The organism is Prosthecobacter sp. GW821-HT29F12 (genome assembly GCF_058803405.1).
On the sequence record NZ_CM179517.1, the window covers coordinates 6,735,925 to 6,758,104 of the forward strand.

12 protein-coding genes are annotated in these 22,180 nt (G+C 60.0%); 7 read left to right on the forward strand and 5 right to left on the reverse strand.

The features are described from left to right. Nucleotides 1-17 precede the first annotated feature (17 nt). The 3 genes from AC3RLQ_RS27870 (at nt 18) to AC3RLQ_RS27880 (ending at nt 12,906) form a co-directional block, all read left to right on the forward strand. Complete coding sequence (locus AC3RLQ_RS27870; protein WP_422318394.1) at nt 18-170, forward strand: hypothetical protein; 153 nt, start codon at nt 18-20, stop codon at nt 168-170. Then, complete coding sequence (locus tag AC3RLQ_RS27875; protein WP_493031897.1) at nt 167-1,681, forward strand: arylsulfatase; 1,515 nt, start codon at nt 167-169, stop codon at nt 1,679-1,681. Before AC3RLQ_RS27870 ends, AC3RLQ_RS27875 begins: the two co-directional genes overlap by 4 nt. A 548-nt stretch (nt 1,682-2,229) precedes the next feature. Further along, nucleotides 2,230-12,906 carry an autotransporter-associated beta strand repeat-containing protein gene (locus AC3RLQ_RS27880; RefSeq protein ID WP_493031898.1) on the forward strand — a complete coding sequence of 3,559 codons (10,677 nt, stop codon included), beginning with the start codon at nt 2,230-2,232 and terminating at the stop codon, nt 12,904-12,906. Nucleotides 12,907-12,930: 24 nt separating this feature from the next. On the opposite strand, the gene AC3RLQ_RS27885 is transcribed toward AC3RLQ_RS27880, so the two are convergent. The 4 genes from AC3RLQ_RS27885 to trxB form a co-directional block, all read right to left on the reverse strand. Next, nucleotides 12,931-13,905: a magnesium transporter CorA family protein gene (locus AC3RLQ_RS27885; protein WP_493031899.1), complete on the reverse strand. Its 975-nt coding sequence runs from the start codon at nt 13,903-13,905 to the stop codon at nt 12,931-12,933. Nucleotides 13,906-13,985: 80 nt separating this feature from the next. Further along, nucleotides 13,986-14,330 (reverse strand): rhodanese-like domain-containing protein, encoded by a 345-nt coding sequence (locus AC3RLQ_RS27890; RefSeq protein ID WP_493031900.1) that lies wholly within the window; start codon nt 14,328-14,330, stop codon nt 13,986-13,988. Nucleotides 14,331-14,351: 21 nt separating this feature from the next. After that, the gene (locus AC3RLQ_RS27895; RefSeq protein ID WP_493031901.1) at nt 14,352-14,966 is read right to left on the reverse strand and encodes a L,D-transpeptidase; all 615 of its coding nucleotides are present in this window, start codon (nt 14,964-14,966) and stop codon (nt 14,352-14,354) included. A 76-nt stretch (nt 14,967-15,042) separates the two neighbouring features. Beyond that, entirely contained in the window at nt 15,043-15,975 is a 933-nt protein-coding gene (trxB, locus tag AC3RLQ_RS27900; protein WP_487687465.1) for a thioredoxin-disulfide reductase, read from the reverse strand. Between the two features lie 133 nt (nt 15,976-16,108). Here trxB and AC3RLQ_RS27905 point away from each other — a divergent pair, with 133 nt between their 5' ends. Then, nucleotides 16,109-17,314 carry an MFS transporter gene (locus tag AC3RLQ_RS27905; RefSeq protein ID WP_493031902.1) on the forward strand — a complete coding sequence of 402 codons (1,206 nt, stop codon included), beginning with the start codon at nt 16,109-16,111 and terminating at the stop codon, nt 17,312-17,314. Between the two features lie 141 nt (nt 17,315-17,455). Here the strand turns inward: AC3RLQ_RS27905 and AC3RLQ_RS27910 are convergent, their stop codons facing one another. After that, on the reverse strand, nt 17,456-19,579 hold the full coding sequence (locus AC3RLQ_RS27910; protein ID WP_493031903.1) for a M3 family metallopeptidase: 2,124 nt from the start codon (nt 19,577-19,579) through the stop codon (nt 17,456-17,458). Nucleotides 19,580-19,724: 145 nt separating this feature from the next. Between AC3RLQ_RS27910 and gcvT the strand changes: the two genes are divergently transcribed. From gcvT to AC3RLQ_RS27925, 3 genes are all read left to right on the forward strand, one after another. Then, nucleotides 19,725-20,840 (forward strand): glycine cleavage system aminomethyltransferase GcvT, encoded by a 1,116-nt coding sequence (gcvT, locus tag AC3RLQ_RS27915; RefSeq protein ID WP_493031904.1) that lies wholly within the window; start codon nt 19,725-19,727, stop codon nt 20,838-20,840. 21 nt (nt 20,841-20,861) lie between these two features. Continuing rightward, on the forward strand, nt 20,862-21,242 hold the full coding sequence (gene gcvH, locus AC3RLQ_RS27920) for a glycine cleavage system protein GcvH (protein ID WP_422318373.1): 381 nt from the start codon (nt 20,862-20,864) through the stop codon (nt 21,240-21,242). A gap of 85 nt (nt 21,243-21,327) precedes the next feature. Next, nucleotides 21,328-22,152: an aspartyl/asparaginyl beta-hydroxylase domain-containing protein gene (locus AC3RLQ_RS27925; RefSeq protein WP_493031905.1), complete on the forward strand. Its 825-nt coding sequence runs from the start codon at nt 21,328-21,330 to the stop codon at nt 22,150-22,152. Nucleotides 22,153-22,180: the final 28 nt, after the last annotated feature.

Sequence of the window (22,180 nt, forward strand, 5' to 3'; positions counted from 1 at the left end):
TTGCCTGATTTCATCTCATGAAGTTTCTCTCCCGTCCCGGCTTTTACGTCATCTTCCTGCTCATTGCGGCGATGCTGCTGCTGACGCTGTGGCTGCAATGGAAGATCGACTCGCTGCCGAAGCAGAAAGCGAAACAAACTGCTCCTGCTGCCGTTTCTCATCCACCATGAAGTCTCTCCTTCTTCTGCTAGCCCTGACGCTGACCGTGCAGGCACGCCAGCCCAATGTCATCTTCATCATGGCGGACGATCTTGGTCCCGGGGATCTGGGATGTTACGGACAGAAGATCATCAAGACGCCGAACATCGACCGCATGGCGGCCGAAGGCATGCGTTTCACCCAGCATTACTGTGGCAATGCGGTGTGTGCGCCCTCACGCTGCGTGCTGATGAGCGGCCTGCATCCTGGGCATGCCTTCATTCGTGACAACCGGCAGGCAGACGATGCCAAGGGCCTGCCCAAAATGGGCAAACCTGAGCACGAAGGCCAGTTTCCCATTCCCGCTGACACGGTGCTCCTTCCTGAAGTCCTGAGGCCGCTCGGGTATACGACGGGCGGTTTTGGCAAGTGGGGTCTGGGTGGTCCGGGTTCCACCGGGGAGCCCTTGAAGCAGGGCTTTGACCGCTGGTTTGGCTACAACTGTCAGGGTGTGGCGCACAATTTTTATCCGACCTACCTGTGGGACAATGACCGCACCATCGAACTCAAAAATCCGCCCTTCCCTTCAAACGACAAGCTCAGGGCTGATGAAGATCCGTCGAAGCCGGAAACCTACCAGCGCTTCAAGGGCAGCGAGTACTCGGCTGATCTCATCGCGGAAGAGGCGCTGAAATTCGCCCGTGCCAACAAGGACAAGCCATTCTTTCTCTACTGGCCCACGACTGTGCCGCACGTGGCGCTGCAGGTGCCGGATGACTCCCTGCAGGAATACCTCGGCAAATTCGATGATCCGCCCTATCCCGGTGGCAACGGCTACCTTCCGCATTTCAAGCCCAAGGCTGCGTATGCCGCGATGATCACGCGAATGGATCGTGAGATCGGGCGCATGCAGGCGCTGATCACGGAACTGGGCCTCGACAAGGACACGATCTTTGTGTTTGTGAGCGACAATGGGCCCGTCAGCGGCACGCATCAGGGGCTGGCAGGAACTGACTGCGCCTTCTTTAATTCCAACGAGGGACGGCGCGACGGCAAGGGCACGCTGTATGAGGGCGGGATCCGTTCTCCGGGCATCGTACGCTGGCAGGGAAGGATCAGGGCCGGAACGACCAGTGACCGGATCACCGGCTTTGAAGACTGGATGCCGACGCTGCTGGAGCTGGTGGGTGCGAAAGACAAGACGCCGAGGACGGACGGGATCAGCTTTGCGCCGACGCTGCTGGGGGAGAAGCAGCCGGAGCGGGAATTCCTCTACCGTGAATTTCATGGCTACGGCGGCCAGCAGATGCTGCGCATGGGCGACTGGAAACTTGTGCGGCGCAATCTGACGCCCAAAGGCAAGGGGAAGGGCAAGGCCAAGGCCGCCACTATGACCGAGGAACTTTTCAACATCGCGAAGGATCCTGCTGAGACTCAGGACGTTGCTGCCGAGCATCCTGAACTTGTCACCAAGATGAAGGCGATCATGGCCGGGCAGCATGCGCCCAGTGCGGATTTTCCTATGACGGCGCTGGACCAGTGAGCCATCCGGCGTGAAGCGCTATTGGCAGAGGGCGCATTCACCTGTTCACGTTGAATGGTTTTCGGCTGGCTGGTTGGCCGAATGGGGAGGGGTGGAGGGGCGCCTACTGGGGGTTGCGGGGATCTCGGGAAGCAGGAGAGGTGAAAGGGGTGGAGCAATACCTGCTGCGTGAGAGGTTTTATCCTTGCTACTCGGTAAGCCTATATCTTATTTTTGGTATAATATTAAATTTAATTATCAGTTTCCCGACTATGCAAATCGATCCCTGCGTTCGTGTTATCGCCCCTCCAACTCAGGAATCTTTATTATTCTGTTGTAGTGGCGTGGGCGACTTTTCACGCAGGTGTAGCCGCTGCATGATTTAGACGCGGTGATTCCGCAACTTGCGGAAGGGAGGTGGGCTGAGTGTTTGTTTGTGTGGCATGCAGCCATCTTAGAACTTAAGAAATTTGTTTATATTAAATTTGTTTTTTATCATGAAGGCTGTTCTTAATTGTGGAGGGAGTTCAAACCATTGTGCGGCAAGTTCTTCAGGGCGAGCTTTCGCGATGCCCCGCAGGTGGCGGACGCGGGTGGTGGCTGTGATGATGGCTGTGGCGGGTTGCTGGCAGGTGGGGCCAGGATTGCAGGCAGCCACATTGACCTGGGACATTGTCTCGGGAAATGGAAGCAGCATCACCGGTGGCGCCGGGACCTGGACCGACGGCCTGGGCAACTGGAACACCGGCAGTGGAGATACCACCTGGAACAGCGCCACACCGGACTCTGCGATCTTTGGCGCGACGGCGGGCACTGTGACACTGGGGGGCGCGGTGACGGTGGGGAACATGGTATTCAATTCCGCCTACACTCTGGCTGGCGGCGGGAACACCCTCACGCTTTCGAATTCGACGATCACCGCCAATGTGACGGCGACCATCAGCGCTGCTCTGGGTGGCAGCACTGGTCTGAGCAAGGATGGGACAGGCACACTGACGCTCTCCGGTACGAACACTTACACGGGTATCACCACGATCAGCGGTGGTGTGCTCAATGTGACGACTCTCGCCAACGGTGGCAGCAACAGCAACATCGGGGCTGCAAGCAATGATGCGGCGAATCTGGTGCTCAACGGGGGTACGCTGAGATATTCTGTTGGCGCGGGCGCAGCAGTCAGCACGGACCGGCTGTTCAGCGTGGGCACCAGTGGAGGAACCCTTGATGCCTCCGGTGGCTTCAACATCATCTTCACCAACACGGGAAGCATGGGGTTCAATGGGCAGAGTGGCGCACGCACGCTGACCCTGACGGGCAACAATGCGAACGACAACACATTGGCGGCGGTGATTGGTGATAATGGCGGACCGACCTCGGTCAACAAAACAGGAACTGGCGTCTGGGTGCTCACCGGGGCGAACACCTACACCGGGGCGACAACCATCACCAACACCATAGCACTCAAAGTCAGCTCCCTCGCCAATGGCGGCGTCGCGAGCAGCATCGGTGCATCCAGCAATGACGCGAGCAATCTGGTGCTCAATGGCGGTACGTTCACCTACACAGGGGGAGCGGTGAGCACGGACCGGTTGTTCAGCCTGGGCACTTCCGGCATTACTTTGAACGTGTTTGGGACTGGCGCAGTGACCTTTACCAACACGGGAAGCATGGGTTTCGTCGGGAGCGGGGCGCGCACGCTGACGCTGGCGAATTCCAATGGTGGCACCAGTTCGATTGCGGCCGTCATTGGTGACAACGGCGGGGCGACATCTGTGACGCATTCGGTGGTTTCCAGCACGTGGGCTTTGACGGGGGCCAACACGTACACGGGGGCAACCACGCTGAATGGTGGAGTGCTGAGTGTGACGAGCCTGGCCGATGGCGGCAGCGCCAGCGGCATCGGTGCTGCGAGCAGTGCGGCGACAAATCTGGTGCTCAATGGCGGCAAGCTGCTCTACACGGGGGCCGGGTCGAGCACGGACCGGTTGTTCAGTGTGGGGAACACTGGCGGCACGCTGGATTCCTCTGGTACGGGCGCGGTGAATTTCACCAACACGGGGAGCATGGGGTTCAACAGCCAGACGGGTACGCGCACTTTGACGCTGACGGGTACGAACACGGGAGACAACACGCTCGCGGCAGTCATCAGTGACAACAGCGGAGCAACTTCGCTCAACAAAACAGGCGCGGGCACCTGGGTGCTCACCGGAAACAACAGCTACTCGGGCACGACAACCATCAGCGCAGGTGTGCTTCAGATTGGCGCTGGTGGCACCAGTGGCACGCTGGGCAGCGGGGCAGTCACCGACAGTGGCAAGCTGATATTCAACCGCTCTGATTCGTTCACTATCGCCAACACCATCAGCGGCAGCGGTTCGGTGACTCAAGAGGGCGCTGGGACCACCACACTAAGCGGGACCAATTCATATACTGGTGCGACGGTCATTGATGCGGGGGTTCTGAACGTCATCTCCCTTGCGAATGGCGGCAGCAACAGCAGCCTTGGTGCGTCCTCCAATGTGGCAACCAATCTTGTTCTCAATGGCGGCACATTGCGGTACACGGGTGGTAGTGCCGCGAGCATCGACCGGTTGTTCAGCGTGGGCACCTCAGGGGGCACGCTCGACTCTTCCGGAGTGGTGCTGAGCTTCACGAACACGGGCAGCATGGGGTTCAACGGGCAGTCTGGCGCACGCACGCTCACTTTGACGGGGACCAATGGTGCGGGCAATGTCCTCGCCGCTGTGATTGGCGACAGCGGTGGTGCCACATCGTTGATCAAATCTGGCACCGGGACCTGGATGCTGACCGGGAACAATACTTACACGGGACTCACCACCATCAGCGGAGGCACATTGGTCCTTGGGAACTTTGGCAGCAGCGGCTCCATCAGCGGGGACATTGTGGACAATGGCACGCTCATGCTGAACAATACGGCCGGCCTCACCCTGTCACAAACCATCAGCGGCACGGGCGGGGTCACGGTGAATGCCGGTTCGCACACCCTGAGCGGAACCAACACGTACACAGGCGTGACATCCATTGCGGGCGGGCTGACTCTTTCTGTTGCGACGCTTGCTGACGGTGGTGTGGCCAGCAATCTGGGTGCAGCCAGCAATGCGGCAACCAACATCGTCCTCAACAATGGCATTCTCAAATATACCGGCGCCGGTTCCTCCACGGACCGTTTGTTTGGCATCGGCACCTTAGGCGGCACGCTGAATGCCTCCGGCACAGGGGCGGTGAATTTCACGAACACAGGCAGCATGGGGTTCAACAGTCTGACGGGTGCGCGCACCTTGACGCTGACGGGTACGAACACGGGGGCCAATACACTCGCTGCTGCGATCGGCGACAATGGTGGCGCCACTTCGTTGACGAAATCTGGTGTCGGCACCTGGGTGCTGACTGGAGCGAACAACTACACGGGGACGACGACCATCAGCACCGGGGTGCTGCAGATGGGAAGCGGTGGCACCGCCGGCACGCTCGGCAGCGGCGCAGTGACGGACAATGCCAACCTTACCTTTAAACGCTCTGACACTGTCACCATCTCAAACAGCATCAGCGGGACAGGTTCTCTCACCCAGGCAGGAACGGGCACGACCATACTCACTGGTGCCAACAGCTATGCCGGTGTGACGACGATCAGCGGCGGTGTGCTGCAGGTCGGTAATGGCGGCACCAGCGGCACGCTGGGAAGCGGGGCTGTCACTGACAATGGCAATCTGACATTCAACCGCTCAGACAGCCTGACGGTGGCCAATGCCATCAGCGGCAGCGGATCGGTGACTCAGGCGGGTGCGGGCACGACCACGCTCAGCGGTACGAACAGTTATCTAGGCGTGACGACCATCAGCGGCGGTGTGCTGCAGGTCGGTAATGGCGGCACCAGTGGCACGCTGGGAAGCGGGGCTGTCACTGACAATGGCAATCTGACGTTCAACCGCTCAGACAGCCTGACGGTGACCAATGCCATCAGCGGGAGCGGATCGGTGACTCAGGCGGGTGCGGGCACGACCACTCTCAGCGGTACGAACAGTTATCTAGGCGTGACGACCATCAGCGGCGGTGTGCTCAATGTGACGAGCCTGGCCAACGGCGGCAGCAACAGCAACATCGGTGCCTCCAGCAATGCGGCGAGCAATCTGGTGCTCAATGGCGGTACACTGCAGTATAACAACACCACAACCACCAGCACGGACCGCTTGTTTAGTGTGGGCGCTGCGGGCGGCACCATCAGTCTTCCTGTGGCTGGAACTCTCACTTTTACCAACACAGGCAGCCTCGGATTTAACGGTCAGAGCGGGGCACGCACTTTGACCTTTGCATTTAGCAACAGCACCTTCGGTGGAGTCATTATCATGGCCAGCGGGATTTCAGACAATGGCGGTGCGACGTCGGTGGTGAAATCAAACACGCTTGGCACTGTTCGGCTAACCAGTGACAACAACACCTACACGGGTACGACCACGATCACTGGAGCTTTGTCTATTGGCACCTTCGGTGGAAGCACCGGGAGCATTGGCACGGGAGCGATCATCATCAACGCAGGAGGAACTTTGTTTGCCACGCGCTCGGGATCGGTGAATCTGGCGCAGACCATCAGTGGAGCAGGCGGCGTGACCAGCAATGGAAACACGATGCTGACGCTCAGCGGCACGAACACTTACACCGGGGTGACCCGCATCATCAGCAACGGGGGAATTGTGACGGTGAGCGATCTTGGCAACGGCGGGGTGCCGAGCAGCATCGGGGCTTCAAGTTCCGCGGCAGACAATTTGATAATCACGACCGTGGGCACCTTGCGTTACGTTGGGACGGGGGCTTCGACAGACCGACTGTTTTCGGTTACCGGGGGCTCACTTGCAGTGGGCACCATCGATGCTTCGGGCACCGGGCCGCTCGTGTTTACCAACACTGGAGCCATGGGTTTCGCCTCTTCCACTGGAACAAGACTGCTGATCTTGAGCGGGACCAACACGCAGAACAACACGATGACGCCTGTGATTGGAGACAATTCGGGGGCAACTTCGCTGACCAAGTCTGGTACCGGAACGTGGGTTCTGGCGGGAACCAACACCTATACGGGGGTGACGACTGTGTCCGGTGGCGTGCTCTCAGTTTCCACCCTGGCTGATGGTGGCAGTGCCAGCAACATCGGTGCTGCCACGAACGCCGCTTCCAATCTCATCCTGAACAACTCCACCGCCGTTCTGAAATATACGGGCGTTGCTGTCAGCACGGACCGTCTTTTCAGCATCGGCAGCAGTAGCGGTGCACTCGATGCTTCCGGGACCGGAGCGGTCAATTTCACGAACACGGGCAGCATGGGGTTCAACAGCCAGACTGGCGCGCGCACATTGACTCTTACTGGCACGAACACCGGCAGTAATACCCTCGCCGCGGTGATCGGTGATAACACTGGTGCCACAGCGTTGGTGAAATCGGGGGCTGGCACCTGGGTGCTGACCGGAGCGAACAGCTACACTGGTACCACCACAATCAGTGCAGGGGTGCTGCAGGTCGGCAGCGGTGGCACCACCGGTGCATTGGGATCTGGCGCGGTATCTGACAACGCCAGTTTAATTTTCAACCGTTCTGACTCCATTACAGTCAACAACTTCATCAACGGCAGCGGCTTGATCATCCATGCTGGAACAGGCACGGCCACCTTCTCAGGGATCATTAGTGGCGGTGTTGGCTTTCGTGTGACTGGAACGGGAACGGCCATTATCACGGGCTCTGCCAGTTACAGCGGCGGAACCGTGATCAGTTCAGGGACCTTGCAAATCGGCAACGGGGGAACTTCCGGGACCATGGGGACAGGTGCAGTTTCGAATAACGGCAGTCTGATTTTTAATCGCAGCGACAGCAGTCTTAACTTTATCAACGTCATCAGTGGCAGCGGGTCCGTTTCTCAATCAGGCACCGGCATCATCATCCTGTCCGGCGCTAACTCCTACACCGGGGCCACTCTGATCAACTCGGGTGTTCTCAGTGTTTCTTCGTTGGCCAATGGTGGCAGCACGAGCGGCATCGGCTCCTCGTCCAGCAGCGCCACCAATCTAGTTCTCAATGGCAGTGTGTTTCGATACACCGGTTTGACAGCCAGCACCGACCGGCTGTTCAGTGTGGGAACCAGCGGCGGCGCGCTGGATGCTTCCGGTACGGGCGCTGTAAACTTCACCAGCACCGGCGGCATGGGTTTCAACAGCCAGAGCGGCGCCCGCACCTTGACCCTCACCGGCACCAGCACTGGCAGCAACACCCTTGCCGCAGCCATCGGTGACAACGGGGGGGCCACATCATTGACTAAATCCGGCGCTGGCACCTGGGTGCTCACCGGCACGAATGCTTACACGGGAGCCACGACCATCAGCGCCGGAGTACTACAGGTTGGCAGCGGCGGCACGACGGGAGCCTTGGGAACGGGCAGCGTGACCGACAATGCCAGTCTTGTCGTCAACCGCTCAGACGCCGTCACTCTTGCCAATGCTATTTCAGGCACCGGTTCTCTCACTCAATCGGGAGCGGGCACCACCACTCTCACGGGCACAAACAGCTACGTTAACACCACGATCAGTGCTGGTACACTCCAGATTGGCAATGGAGGTACAACGGGATCTCTTGGCAGTGGTACCGTCACCAACAACGCCGCGCTGATCATCAACCGCGCGGATGCGGTCACCATCGCCAACACGATCAGCGGCACCGGCACCTTTACACAGGCGGGTGCCGGCACGACGACATTCATCACCGGCGCCAAGAGCTATACGGGCGCGACCTTCGTCAATGCGGGCAAACTGCAGGCGGGAGGTGGAAATGCGTTCAGCGCTGGTTCAGCAGTCACAGTTGACAGTGGCGCTGTTCTTGAAGTCAATGGCTTCACCAACTCCATCGGCGGTCTGGCAGGTTCGGGCACGGTGCAAAACGGCACGGCCACAGGGGCTACCCTGAACGTAGGAGGCTCTGCGAACTCCTCTTTTGATGGGATCATTCAGAACGGTGGCAGTGCTTTTCTAGCCTTCAACAAAGGCGGCTTGGGCGGCACGCTCACCCTGACGGGCAGCAACACCTACACCGGGGGCACGGTGGTCAGTGCCGGAGTTCTCAGCGTCTCCACTCTGGCAAACGGCGGAACGGCGAGCAATATCGGCGCATCCACCAATGCGGCGTCCAGCCTGATCCTCACCGGCGGCACACTGCGCTACACGGGGGCTGCGGTGTCCACGGACAGATTGTTCACCGTCACCACGAGCGGTGGCACGCTGGATGCCTCCGGTACGGGTGCGGTGAACTTTACCAACTCCGGCAGCATGGGCTTCAACTTCCAGACTGGCGCGCGGACGCTCACGCTCGCGGGCACGAACACGGGAGACAACACGATTGCGGCGGTGATCGGTGACAATGGTGGAGCCACCTCTCTGACGAAATCCGGCATCGGCACCTGGGTGCTCGCAGGGGCAAACACTTACACCGGTACGACAGTCATCAGCGCCGGAGAGCTGCAAATCGGCAATGGTGGCACCAGCGGATCTCTGGGCAGTGGTGCGGTGACGAACAACGGCAAGCTCACGCTGAACCGTTCCGACGCTTTTACTGTCGCCAACACCATAAGTGGCAACGGTACTCTCACGCAGGCGGGGACCGGTACGGCCACGCTCAGCGGCACCAATTCGTACACCGGAGCGACGACGATCACCTCGGGTGTTCTCAATGTGACCTCCCTCGCCAATGGCGGGAGCAACAGCAACATCGGCGCCTCAAGCAATGCGGCCACGAATCTGGTGCTCGATGGCGGCACGCTGCAATACACGGGGAGTACCAATGCCAGCACGGACCGGTTGTTCAGCGTGGGCACCGGCGGCGGTGTCATCGATGTGTCTGGCAGCGGCACCTTGAATTTTACCAATACCGGCAGCATGGGCTTCAATGGTGAGAGTGGTGCACGCACCCTGATGCTCACAGGTACGAACACCACGGGGGTCAACATCATCGCCGCAGCCATCGGAGACTTCGGCGGGGCGACCTCGGTGACCATTGATGGCGATGCCACATGGCTGCTTACCGGGGCCAATACCTATACGGGGGCGACGACTCTCAGTTCCGGGGTGCTGCAAATCGGTGGCAGCATCCTGGATTCAGCGCTGATCATTGGTTTGCACGCCACCCTGGAGTTGAATGGATTGAATGCCAGCATTCAGTCACTGGCCGGTTCCGGAACCGTTCGGAACAACTCCGCCACTGCGGCCACTCTGACCTTGGGCGGGAACAACAGCAGCACTGCATTCAGCGGCACCATTCAAGATGGCGGCAGCGGAGCATTGTCACTGCTGAAATTGGGAACGGGGACGTTCACGATTTCCGGCAACAACACTTACAGCGGCACCACCACCATCAGCGCTGGCGTCTTGCAGATTGGCACCGGGAGTACGAGCGGCACGCTCGGCACAGGCAATGTGATCAACAATGCCAGCCTGACGATCAACCGTTCGGACGCTCTCACCCTGGCCAATGCGATCAGCGGGAGCGGTGCGCTCACTCAGGCTGGAACTGGAACCACAACGCTGACGGGTGACAACAGTTACAGCGGCAGCACGACCATCAATGCAGGCGTGCTCAGTGTGGCTGTCCTCACGGACGGGGGCATCAACAGCAATCTGGGGGCATCCACCAATGCCGCGGCCAATCTGGTGCTCAACGGCGGCACCTTGCAATATACCGGTGGTGCAACCAGCACTGACCGGCTGTTCAGCGTTGGCAGCAGTGGCGGCACCTTGGATGCTTCTGGCACGGGAGCCGTCAACTTTACCAACACGGGCAGCCTGGACTTCAACGGTCAGAGCGGCGTCCGCACGCTGACTCTCACTGGAACAAACACGGGCGACAACATCCTTGCCGCAATCGTAGGCGACAATGGTGATGCCACCGCGCTGACGAAGTCTGGTGCTGGCACCTGGGTGCTCACCGGGGCGAACAGCTACACCGGTGCCACGACGATCAGCGCGGGAGTGCTGCAGATCGGCAATGGTGGCACCACGGGTTCGCTGTCCACCAGCAGTGTGCTCAACAACAATGGTACCCTGGCATTCAATCGCACGGATGGAGTGGTTCAGGGAAGCGGTTTTGCCAGTGTGATCAGCGGTAGCGGCGGGGTGACCCAGGCCGGCAGCGGCACTCTGACACTCAATGGTGACAACACCTACACAGGCACGACGAACGTCCGCGCAGGTACCTTGGAAGTGACCCGCAACAATGCGCTGGGCACAGCAGACGCGGGCACCACGGTGAGCAGTGGTGCGACACTGCTGCTCAACAACGTGAACTACAGCAATGCCGAATCCCTTTCTCTTAATGGCAGCGGTACGGGTAGTAGCGGCGCACTGCGCAACAGCGGCACGAGCACCTACACCGGAGCGATCACTGCTGCGACGAATGCCAGCATCAATGCGGGTGGCGGTATCTTGAACCTCACTGGTGGTCTGGTGAAGGATGGCACGGTACTCACCATCACGGGAGGTGGGACGGTGAATGTGAGCGGCACAGGCATCAGCGGAGCCAGCGCCAGCTCTGATTTGGTGGTGGATGGAACGACGCTGGTGGTCAGCGCCGACAGCGACTACAACGGTCCCACCACGGTGCAGAACAGCGCTGCCCTGATTGCCAATGCATCGGTGACCACGACGCGGCTGGACCTCAGCAGTAACAGCCTGCTGGCTGGCACGGGTGCCATCACCACGGCGGCGAACCAGTCCATGTTCATCAATGGCACGTTCAGTGTGGGTGATCCGGGAGTGGCGACAACGGCCACGACCTTTGCGCTGACGACCTCGGGTTCGGGGGCTGTGGTGATGGGCGCTGACAGCGTGATCCGGCTGGATCTGTTCAGTGGCGCCGGTTTGGGCAACAATCTCAGCAATGCCACGGCGGCGGATTCCATCAATCTGCATGGCAAGGTGGATGCCACGGCTGGCGGCACGGTTGTCATCGGCAATCCCAATGGCATGACGAACTTCCGCGGCGGCGACCAATGGCAGCTGGTTCATCTCAACAGCGGCGATGCCAATGCGGGGAGCTTCACGGCCAGCCTGGCTTTGAATGACAGCAGCCTTCATTTGGCGAGCGGCTTCACTAGCTACCTCGACCAGAGCAATGGTGTGTTCTCCATCATCGACACGAATGGCGGTCTGGCACTTGCCGCTGTCGAAGTGCAGGCGCTGGTGTCCGGTGGCAATACGGTGACGAGTGATCTGAACGGGCACCTCTTCAATCTTCGAGCTGGTGGTGGTGAAGAGGACGATGACGACGACTCAGGCTCCATCACTGCTGCGCTTGATGACGGGGTCATTGTTGGTGAAGGGGACGGCGATCCCAAGAAGGCTTCACCCATCGCCAAACGCGTGGCGCGCTCCAGGCAGTGGGAAGTGTTTGCCACGGTAAATTACGGCAACGTCAAACTCAATCCCATCCGCACGCAGTCAGGTGTGCAGATTGACTCGTGGGCTTCCGGCGTTGGCGCAGAGCGGCATCTTTCGCGGGGGCTGACCCTCGGATTCGCCGCATCCTTCCTGCAGAGCAGCCAGGGGTACACCGGCAATGCAGGCAGCCTGCATCTCGAAGGTCCGGCGCTTTCTGCTTACGTCTCCTATGTGCGCGGCGGTTTCTGGAACAGCCTGCTCTACAGCTTTGGCACCTACCAGATGGACTCCATTCGCAACACCGGGGTGGCATTCCCGACGGCCTTTGGCTCAACCCGCACCTACACGCACTCGGTGCAGTACAACACAGGCTGGAACATGCGTTTCCAGAATGACACGCTGGTGACCGGCCCCTTCGCGGGTGTGGACTACTTGCATGGTTCGATTGACGCCTACAATGAAACTGGCGGCGGTCTGGCGGCCTTGCATTACAACTCGCAGAGTTATCAATCTCTGGTCAGCCGGGTTGGCTGGTCTGCTTCCAAGCAGATCAAGGCAAGCTTTGGGACGATCACACCGCAGGTGCGTCTGAGCTATGAGCGGCAGAACATCAAAAACAACAACGGCACCAGCGTGTCACTGATCAATGTGCCCTTCTCATCCACTGGCGGCCAGCAGGCTCCAGGTCAGGACTATCTTGTGGCCGGACTTGGGGTGAGCCTTGCATTCACCGACCGGTTCAGCCTCATGCTGTCCTATCAGGGGCAGTTCTTCCGCCATGATCTGCAGGCGCACTTTGGGAGCATCCGCTTCAGCTACCAGTATTAGTGATTGGCCGCGGCCGCGCCTGCTCTAGAGCAGGCGCTTGCGCTTGAAATAAACGATGGGCAGGATCGCTGAGAGAACGATCATGAGCATGACGAGGAGGAAGGCCCAGCCGTTGGTGGCGGCGGGGAGGCCGACGTTCATGCCGTAGATGCTGGCGATGAGGGTCGGTGGCATGAAGAGCACGCTGGCGACAGTGAAGATCTTGATGATCTGGTTCTGCTGGATGTTGATGAGGCCGAGGGTGGACTCCAGCAGGAAGGTCATCTCCTGAGTCTGCTGGTTGGTGTAGTCGTCCATGCTCTTGATGTCGCGCATGACGCTGCGGAACTGCGCGGCGAGGTCTCCGCGCATCCAGCTGGCGGCATTGTTGAGGAAATACTGCAGCATGCGGCTGATGCTGAGGAGGCTCTCGCGCACATTGGCGACGAGGGCGCTGCGGCGGCCCAGCAGTTTGACGACATCGCTGAGATCTTTTTCCACTGCGGCGTGCGCTTTGTGCGGATCGAGGCTGAAAATGTCGCGGCAGATTTTTTTCATGTCGCCTTCGACTCCCTGCAGTGCATCGGCGATGCGGGCGACGATGAGCTCCAGCAGGAGGAGGAAAACGGCATCACTGGTCAGGGGCAGGGTGCACTGGCGTTTGGCCTGATCTGCAAGTATGCGAAAGGACAGCGGGTCGGCGTAGCGCACGGTGGTGAGGCAGTCGGGCGCAATGACGAAGGAGATGGACGTGTTGTCAGGATCCGGGTTGTCCAGTCCGACGGGCAGCCACGCGGTCATGTACAGCGTGCCCTTCTCGGTGTAGAGTCGGCTGGACTCCTCGATCTCCTGCATTTCTTCACGCGTGGGGAGCTGGTATTCGAGCCATTTTTCCGCCTCCAGCTCCTCGGCACGGCCGGGGTTCAGCAAATCGAGGAAGACGAGATTATCCGGGAACGGATGTGTCTTTTCGTCATTCCAGTCGATGAGCTGTCCTTGCTGTGTGATGAGTCGTACCATGCGTGGGTGCGTGTGCGGGGGTAGCGTGAAGGGTAGTCGCGCAGGCACTGGGTGCCACAGCAAACTCACCCGGATGTGTGTCAGTAACGTGGCGTAGCGGGGTCGACCATGTCCGACCATGCGTCAATGCCGCCGCTCATGCTCTGGGCACGGGCGAAGCCATGCTGCCGCAGAAACTGGGCGGCGCGGAGGCTGCGCATGCCGTGGTGGCAGTAGATGATGACGTGCTCCTGAGTGTCGGTGAACATCTGGGGCACCAGCTCACCGAAGCGTGAGAGGGGGACGAGCTGCGCGTGCGGCAGGTGGCAGATCTGCCATTCGCTTTCTTCACGGCAGTCGATGAGCCGGAAGGTGCGCTCGCCGGGATGCTGCAGCAGATTGCTGACATCCGTGGGGTCGATTTCGAGCGGTGTTTCCGGTGTCATGATTTCAGCAGCAGCGAACCATCAGGGACGAACCGTGACGGGGGTGCCTTTTGTGACGTTGTTGTAGAAAATGGCCGCCATGTGCGGAGGCATGCGGACGCACCCGTGGGAAGCGGCGTAGCCGGGGAGGAATCCCTCGTGCATGCCGATGCCGCCGACGAAGCGCATGAAGTGGTGCATCTTGGAGCCCTCGAACCGTGTGCCGGGAGGCGCCTTGTCCTTGGTGACGTCCACGTTGGCCTGGACGACGTTTCCTGCGCTGTCCACAAAGTCGCCGTAGAGATTGGATTTGTGCCACTGGTCCTTCTCGAAGATCTTGAAGTTGCCAGTTTTGGTGGCGTGCCGTTCGTCGCCTGTGGATAGGGCGGAGACACCCGCGAGCGCGCCGCCTTTGTAGAAGTAGGCCTTCTGGTCGCTGATATCGATGATGATGCTGGGTGCGCCAGACATGCCGTCGCCATCCCAGTAGGAGTCCTGGTCCGCATTGTACAGCGCGGAATGCGGGACGCTTGTGGTGGAGAAGGCTTCGAGGTACTGCGTCTGTCCACGCGAAGACGAACTCTGGCAGGAGGCCAGCAGAGCAAGTGCGGAAAGTAGAGCGAGGCGGACGGCTGGGGGGATTACCAATTGACTCATGCGTAAGTGTTACGTGTGCGCGGCTTGGGAAGCCGCGATTCATATGCCTTGCCGCAGCGCATCTGTCCAGCGTCAATCAATGCACGCCGTGATCGGCGAGGTAGCGTTCCGCTTCGAGGGCGGCGGCACAGCCCTGGCCCGCCGCGGTGATGGCCTGACGATAGACGTGGTCGGCCACGTCACCGGCGGCGAAGAGGCCTTCCGTTTTGGTGCGGGTGCCTTCGGTCTGCAGGATGTAGCCGCCTTCGTCGGTGTCGACGAGATCGCCGAGGAACTGGCCGTTCGGCACGTGGCCGATGGCGACGAAGACGCACTTCAGCTCCAGCTCGCTCTTTTCACCCGTAACGAGGTTTTCGAGGGTCACGGCGCGCATTTCGCCCTTCTCGTCGGTCAGATATTCGCTGACTGTGGAGTTCCAGACTGGCTTGATCTTCGGATTGGCGAGGGCGCGGTCGGCCATGATTTTCGAGGCGCGCAACTCGTCGCGGCGATGAATCAAATAGACGGTGCTGGCGAATTTGGTGAGGAATCCGGCTTCTTCGCAGGCGCTGTCGCCACCGCCGATGACGCAGACGGGGACGTTGCGGTAGAAGGCGCCGTCACAGGTGGCGCAGCTGGTCAGACCGCGACCGATCAGGGCCTTTTCATTGGGCAGGCCGAGGTGCTTGGGGGAGGCGCCGGTGGCAACGATCACTGTATGGGTCTCATAGACAGTGCCGCCATCGGTGTGCACTTCGAAGTGGCCTGCAGCGGTCTTTTTGACGCTGCTGACGAGGGCGTACTCGATGCGGGCGCCGAATTTCTCGGCCTGAGTCTGCATGTTCATCATCAGCTCCGGGCCCATGATGCCGTTCGGGAAGCCGGGGAAGTTTTCGACCTCCGTGGTCGTGGTGAGCTGGCCGCCGGGCATGTTGCCGGAGAGGATCAGGGGCTTGAGGTTGGCGCGGCCGGTGTAGATGGCTGCGGTGTATCCGGCGCAGCCGGTGCCGATGATGATGACGTTTTCCATGAGAAAGGGAGGTTGGGAGGGGAGGTAGAAAGGTCGCGGAAGATGGAAAGGCAAGGCGGGGGTGCAACCAACGCTTTTTACAGACTCGTTGTTGGAGTTTGCCGCCTCCCGGCTTATTTCAAAAATAACAACGATGTCCAACCCCGCCACGGATGCCAAGGCCAGCCGCAAATCGCTGGCGACGCTGTTTTTCTGCACAGCGATGCCCATGGGGATGTGGAGCGTGCCGCTGGCGAACGTCTTCAATGCGCACGGCCGGGGGCATCTGGTGCCCTGGGTGTTTGCCACGACGGCCCTCGCCGCGTTCATCTCGCCCTTGTTTGTGGGAGCGCTGGCGGATCAAAAGCACTCGCCGGTGCTGCTGCTGCGCTGGCTGACGGCGGCTACGAGCATCGCCCTGCTGATCACCTGCGGTTCGCTGGAGTGGGGGTGGAGTGATTTGATGGTCTTGATCTGTGCGCAGGTGCACACTTTGGTGGCCACGCCGGTGTGGAGCCTGACGAGCAGCATTGTTTTCTCCCAGCTGCATAACACCAAGCAGCAGTTTGGTCCGCTGCGGGCCTGCGCCACCGCCGGCTGGATGGTGGGCTGCTGGGTCGTGAGCTTTGTGCTGCGGGCCGATGCCTCGCTGGTGGCGGGTATTACCGCAGCGGGATTATGGCTGGTAGTGATGACGCTGACGTGGCGGCTGCCGATGATCCCTCCCGGCGAGGTCGTGCAGCACCGCACCTGGAAACAGATCCTTGGCCTGGATGCCCTTGGGCTGCTCGTCCACCGCGATCACCGTGTCGTTTTCCTGACGGCGGCCTTGTACTGCATTCCGCTGGCGGCGTTTTATCCGTACACCTCGCGTCAGTTGCACGATCTTGGCGTGCAGCACATCTCCGCCGTCATATCGCTCGGGCAGACGACAGAGGTGCTGGTCATGCTGCTGCTGGCGGGAGTGATGGCGCGTTTTCGGCTGAAGTGGGTTTTCTTGTCCGGCATCGCGATTTGTGTGGTGCGCTACACCTTCAATACGATCAACACGCTGCCCAGCGTGATGTTTGGCACCTTCCTGCACGGCTTTGCCTACACGCTCTACTTCATCACCACCCAGATCTATCTGGAGGAACGCATTGATCCGAAATGGCGGGTGCGCGCGCAGGCGCTGCTGGCCATGCTGATGGGCGGCGTGGGCAATCTGATCGGCTACCTCGGCGGCGGCTGGTGGTATGCGGCCTGCACCAAAGGCACGATCACCAACTGGCCTCGTTTCTGGTGGGGGGAGACGGCGCTGACCGCGTTGGTGTGCGTATTTTTCGCCGTGGCGTATCGAGGGCGGGCGGCGAAGGCGTAGAATGGGTCTGGCGACAGGCCGCCCGGTTGTGATCGTATGGCAAACACTATGGTTTGCGAACGCTCGCCAGAGTCGGGCGGTTGGGCGAAGCAGCGGTTATGTGATTGAGAAATTACTTCCGCCAAACACACCCAACGTACTTTATGCGAGACCGGCGCGCACGAGCAGGGCCATGGCATCGGGATCGCGGCCCATGAAGTTCTGGAAGAGCTTCGCGGGGTCTTCGGAGTTGCCTTTGCTGAGGATCGTGTCGCGGAACTCGCGGCCCACGGTGGGATTGAGCACGCCTTCCTGCTGGAAGCGGGTGAAGGCATCGGCATCCAGCACTTCGGCCCATTTGTAGCTGTAGTAGCCGGCGGCATAACCGACGGGGCTGCTGAAGAGATGGCCGAAACGACGTGCCATGGTGGGCTGCTCGGTTTTGAGCTGCATGATGTAGCCTTTCAAAATGGAGCGCGCGAGCTTGTCGAGGTCCACGCCTTCATCGGTGGCGTGGTGCATGTGCAGTTCGAGGTCCAACTTGCCGAAGGCGAGCTGGCGCATGATGTCGCTGGCGCTGCGGTAGTTCTTGGCGGCGAGCAGCTTTTTGAAGAGGCGCGCAGGGATCGTTTCGCCGGTTTCATGATGGCGGGCGAAGAGGTCAAGGCTCTCACGCTCCCAGCAGAAGTTTTCCATGAGCTGCGAGGGCAGCTCAACGAAGTCCCAGTAAACGCTGACGCCGTTGAGCGAGGGGATTTCCACATTGCCGCAAAGCTGGTGGAGCAGATGGCCGAACTCATGGAAGACGGTGGTGACTTCATCATGCGTGAGCAGAGCCGGCTTGCCATCCACAGGCGGCGTCATGTTCCCGCAGATGAGGCCGAGGTGCAGGCGGCGGTCGCGCTCGCCGCTGGGAGGCACGCCCATGCGGAGATAGTTCATCCAGGCTCCGCCGCGCTTGGAGTCACGCGGATGCCAGTCGGCGTAAAAGGAGCCGATGTGCACGCCCTTCTCATTGCGCACTTCGTAGAACTTTACCTCGGGGTGCCAGACCTCCACGGGGCCTGCTTTGCCGGGCTGGGAGCTGACATTGGCCGGAGCCTCCTTGCCGGGCTCGATATAAACGACCTCGCGGCTGGTGATGCGCAGATCGAAGACCTTTTCTGCCAGCTGGAACATGCCGTTGAGCACCTTGTCGATGGGGAAGAAGGGGCGCAACTCTTCCTCATCAAAATCGTACTTCGATTTGCGCTGGCGTTCGCTCCAGAAGGAGACTTCCCAGGGCTCGAAAAGATCAACGGCCTGGTGGGCGTTGTCGGCGCGGAATTCCTGCAGCTCGATGGTTTCACGCTGGAAGGCTTCATGCACGCGCTCGTAGAGATCCGTGATGAAACGGAGGGCGCTCTGGCCGTTCTTGGCCATGCGATGGTTCAGCACATGATCGGCGAAGTTCGCCTTGCCCATGATCTGCGCCTTCTCATGGCGCAGGCGCAGGATCTTCCAGACGAGCTCGGTGTTGTCGTGGTCGCCGCCGCGGCCAATGCTGCAGGAGCCTTCCCAGACCTGACGGCGGATGCCTTCGTCTTCGAGGTATTCCATGACCGGAATCATCGAGGGTGCCTTCAGGGTGAAGCGATAGACGGGCTTCTCAGGAGTGCCGAGATTCTTGGCCAGCGCATCCGCCCTGGCGGCTTCGATGGCGGTCTGTGGCAGGCCCTTGAGGCGATCCACGTCTTCGATGAGCAGCTCCCACTTGTTCGTGGAATCGAGCACGTTCTCGGAATATTTCTGCGTGTGCTTGGAGAGTTCGGCTTCGATCTCCTCCATGCGCTTCTTTTTGTCCGGCGGCAGATCGGCGCCAGCCTCGATGAAGCCTTCCATGGCCTCCTGCAGGGCGCGTTTGCGCACGGGCGTGAGCTGCTTCGCCTCGTCGGTCTTGCTATACGTGACAAAGAGGTCCCAGAGGTGCTCGTTGAGCGGGATCTTGGCGAAGAAGGAGCTGACTTCAGACAGCATCTTGTTGTGCGCTTCACGCAGGGCGGGGGAGTTGCACAAGGAATCGAGATGGGTCACCAGGCCCCAGGCTTCATTCAGTTCGCGGGTGCACTCGTCGAGACCGAGCACGACGGAGTCAAAATTCATCAGTTTGCCGCGGTCCTGATCGATGACGGCATCCAGATTCGCCTGCGCTTTTTCAAGGGCGGCGCGGATGTCGGCTTCGATGTGTTCGGGGGTCAGGGTGGACCAGCGGATGTGAAAGTCCTGGGTGAGGAAAGGGGCTGCCATGGTTGGGGCTTTTTTTCGCGGGCGTTTGGGGGATGCCAAGTATGGAGTGGATGCGAGGGCCTGCAAATAAGATTGGCATTCAGAAATTGGCTTAAAATGCCGCGAGAATTGACAAAGCCTCCGCGCTTCACAACATGCGCGCACTGTGTCTGATACCACCCCTCTTCGCCGTACTCCCCTACACGCCGTGCATGTGGAAATGGGGGCTCGCATGGTGCCCTTTGCCGGCTGGGACATGCCGGTGCAGTACACCGGCATCGTCGATGAACACAAAGCCGTGCGGCAGAGCGTCGGCGTGTTCGATATTTCCCACATGGGGCAGTTCATCGTGAGCGGCCCCGGTGCCGAGGCTTTTCTGAACCGGGTGCTGACCAACAACATCACCAAGCTGCAGCCCGGCCAGGGGCAGTACACCCTGCTGCTGAACGGACTCGGTGGCGTGATTGATGACTTGATCGCCTACCGCACCAGTGAACGTGAATTTTACCTCGTCGTGAATGCTTCGCGCATTGATGCGGACTGGGCGCATCTGGAAACCCAGCTCAATAAAGATGATGAGGTGATGATGGCCAACGCGAGTGATTTCACCGCAGGTCTGGCAATCCAGGGACCCAAGGCCCGTGAAGTGGTGGCAGCGGTCTTTGGCAGTGCCGCATCCTTTCCTGAGCACAACACCATCCTAGTCTCCATGACCAGCGAAGGGCCGATGTGGCTGTGCGGTACTGGCTACACCGGGGAGGAAGGCTTTGAGTTTTTCATGCCCATGGAGACGGCGGAGACGTGGTTCCGCAAAATCGTGGACGCCGTGAAGGCTGCTGGTGGCATGCCCTGCGGTCTCGGGGCCCGGGACACGCTGCGGCTTGAGATGGGTTATCCCCTCAATGGCAATGATCTTTCTGAACAGCGCACGCCGCTGCAGGCTGGACTCGGCTTCTTTGTGGATCTGGACAAAGGCGACTTCACAGGTCGTGAAGCGCTGGTAGCGCAAAAAGCCGCCGGACTGCCCGACAAGCTGGCCGCCTTCCGCATGACGGGCGCGGCTCCGCCACCACGGCCGCATTATCCGGTGGCATTCGCCGGGGAGATCATCGGCGAGGTGTGCAGCGGCACGCAGTCTCCCAGCCTTGGAGCCGGCATCGGCATGGCCTACGTGCCGCTGAGCGCCGCCACGATCGGCAGCACGCTGGAAATCGAAATCCGCGGGCGGCGTTTCCCGGCGGAAGTGGTGAAGAAGCCGTTTTATCGCAAGCCCTCCCTTTAATATTCCCAAACAGACATCCCCATGAGCAACGTCCCCGAAAACCTCCGCTACCGTGACTCCCACGAATGGATCGATCCCACCCAAAGCCCGTCTCCGGTCGGAATCACGGATCATGCGCAGGCGGAACTGACGGACGTGGTCTTTGTGGACCCTCCCAAGGTGGGCACCCAGGTCACTGCGGGGCAGCAGGTGTGCGTGATCGAATCTGTCAAAGCGGCGAGTGATATTTATGCTCCGGTGTCTGGAGAAATCGTGGCCGTCAATGAGGCGCTGACCGGCGACCCGGGTCTTCTCAATCGTGATCCTTATGCCGGTGGCTGGATTTTCAAAATCCAGTCCTCCAATCTTGCGGAGTTTGAGGCATTGATGGACGCCGCCACCTACGGCAAACACATTGCCTGAACCCTGTGTGGTTTTGAGCGGTTGACGCGCTATTTTTTGGCTGCAAAAAGTGACGGATTCGTTACTCGTCACGGAGTTTAGTCCCATGCCTCCCGAAGCATCCTCTTCCATCGCCACCGTCCCAGCCGGCTTTCAGCTCAAGCCGATTGACGCCTATCACCGCCGTCATCGCACCTTTCCGGCCAACGGCTGGGTGGAGCGCATCACCAATCGTCTGCAGGACGTTGTCGAGGCGGTCATTGCGCATTGTTCCATTCACGGTGATCCGCCGATCTATGACTCGCGGCACTTCCCTTGGGTCAAGGGTATTGAGGCAGACTGGCAGAAGGTTCGTGCCGAAGTCGACTCAGTGATGAAATACCGCGATGCGATGCCCAGCTTTCAGGACATCGTGAAGGAGGTCGGCATGATCCAGGGCGATGACCAGTGGAAGACGTTCTTTCTCAAAGGGGTCGGCATGGACTGCGAGGAAAACGCCCGCCACTGCCCGGAGACCATGAAAGTGCTGGCCCAGATCCCTGGCTGCACGACCGGCTTCTTCTCCATCCTTTCTCCGAACAAACACATCCCTGAGCACCGGGGCCCCTTCGCGGGTGTACTGCGCATGCATCTAGGGCTGATGGTGCCGGAGCCGCGTCACCAGTGCCGCATTCGCATCGCCGATCAGGTCTATGCCTGGCAGGAGGGCAGAGCGATCATCTTTGATGACACTTATAATCACGAAGTCTGGAACGACACCGACGGCTATCGCGTGGTGTTGTTCGTGGATTTCGAGCGTCCACTGCGGGCGCCGTTCAATTTCCTCAATCACTTGATCTTGAATCTGGCCTCGCTGGCACCGTTTTTGCGCGAAGCGAAGGGCAAGCAGAAGGCCTCCGAGAAAAAATTCTGGGCCTTGTTTGGCAAGTGACACGGGCCCTCGGCTAGATACCGTGGCG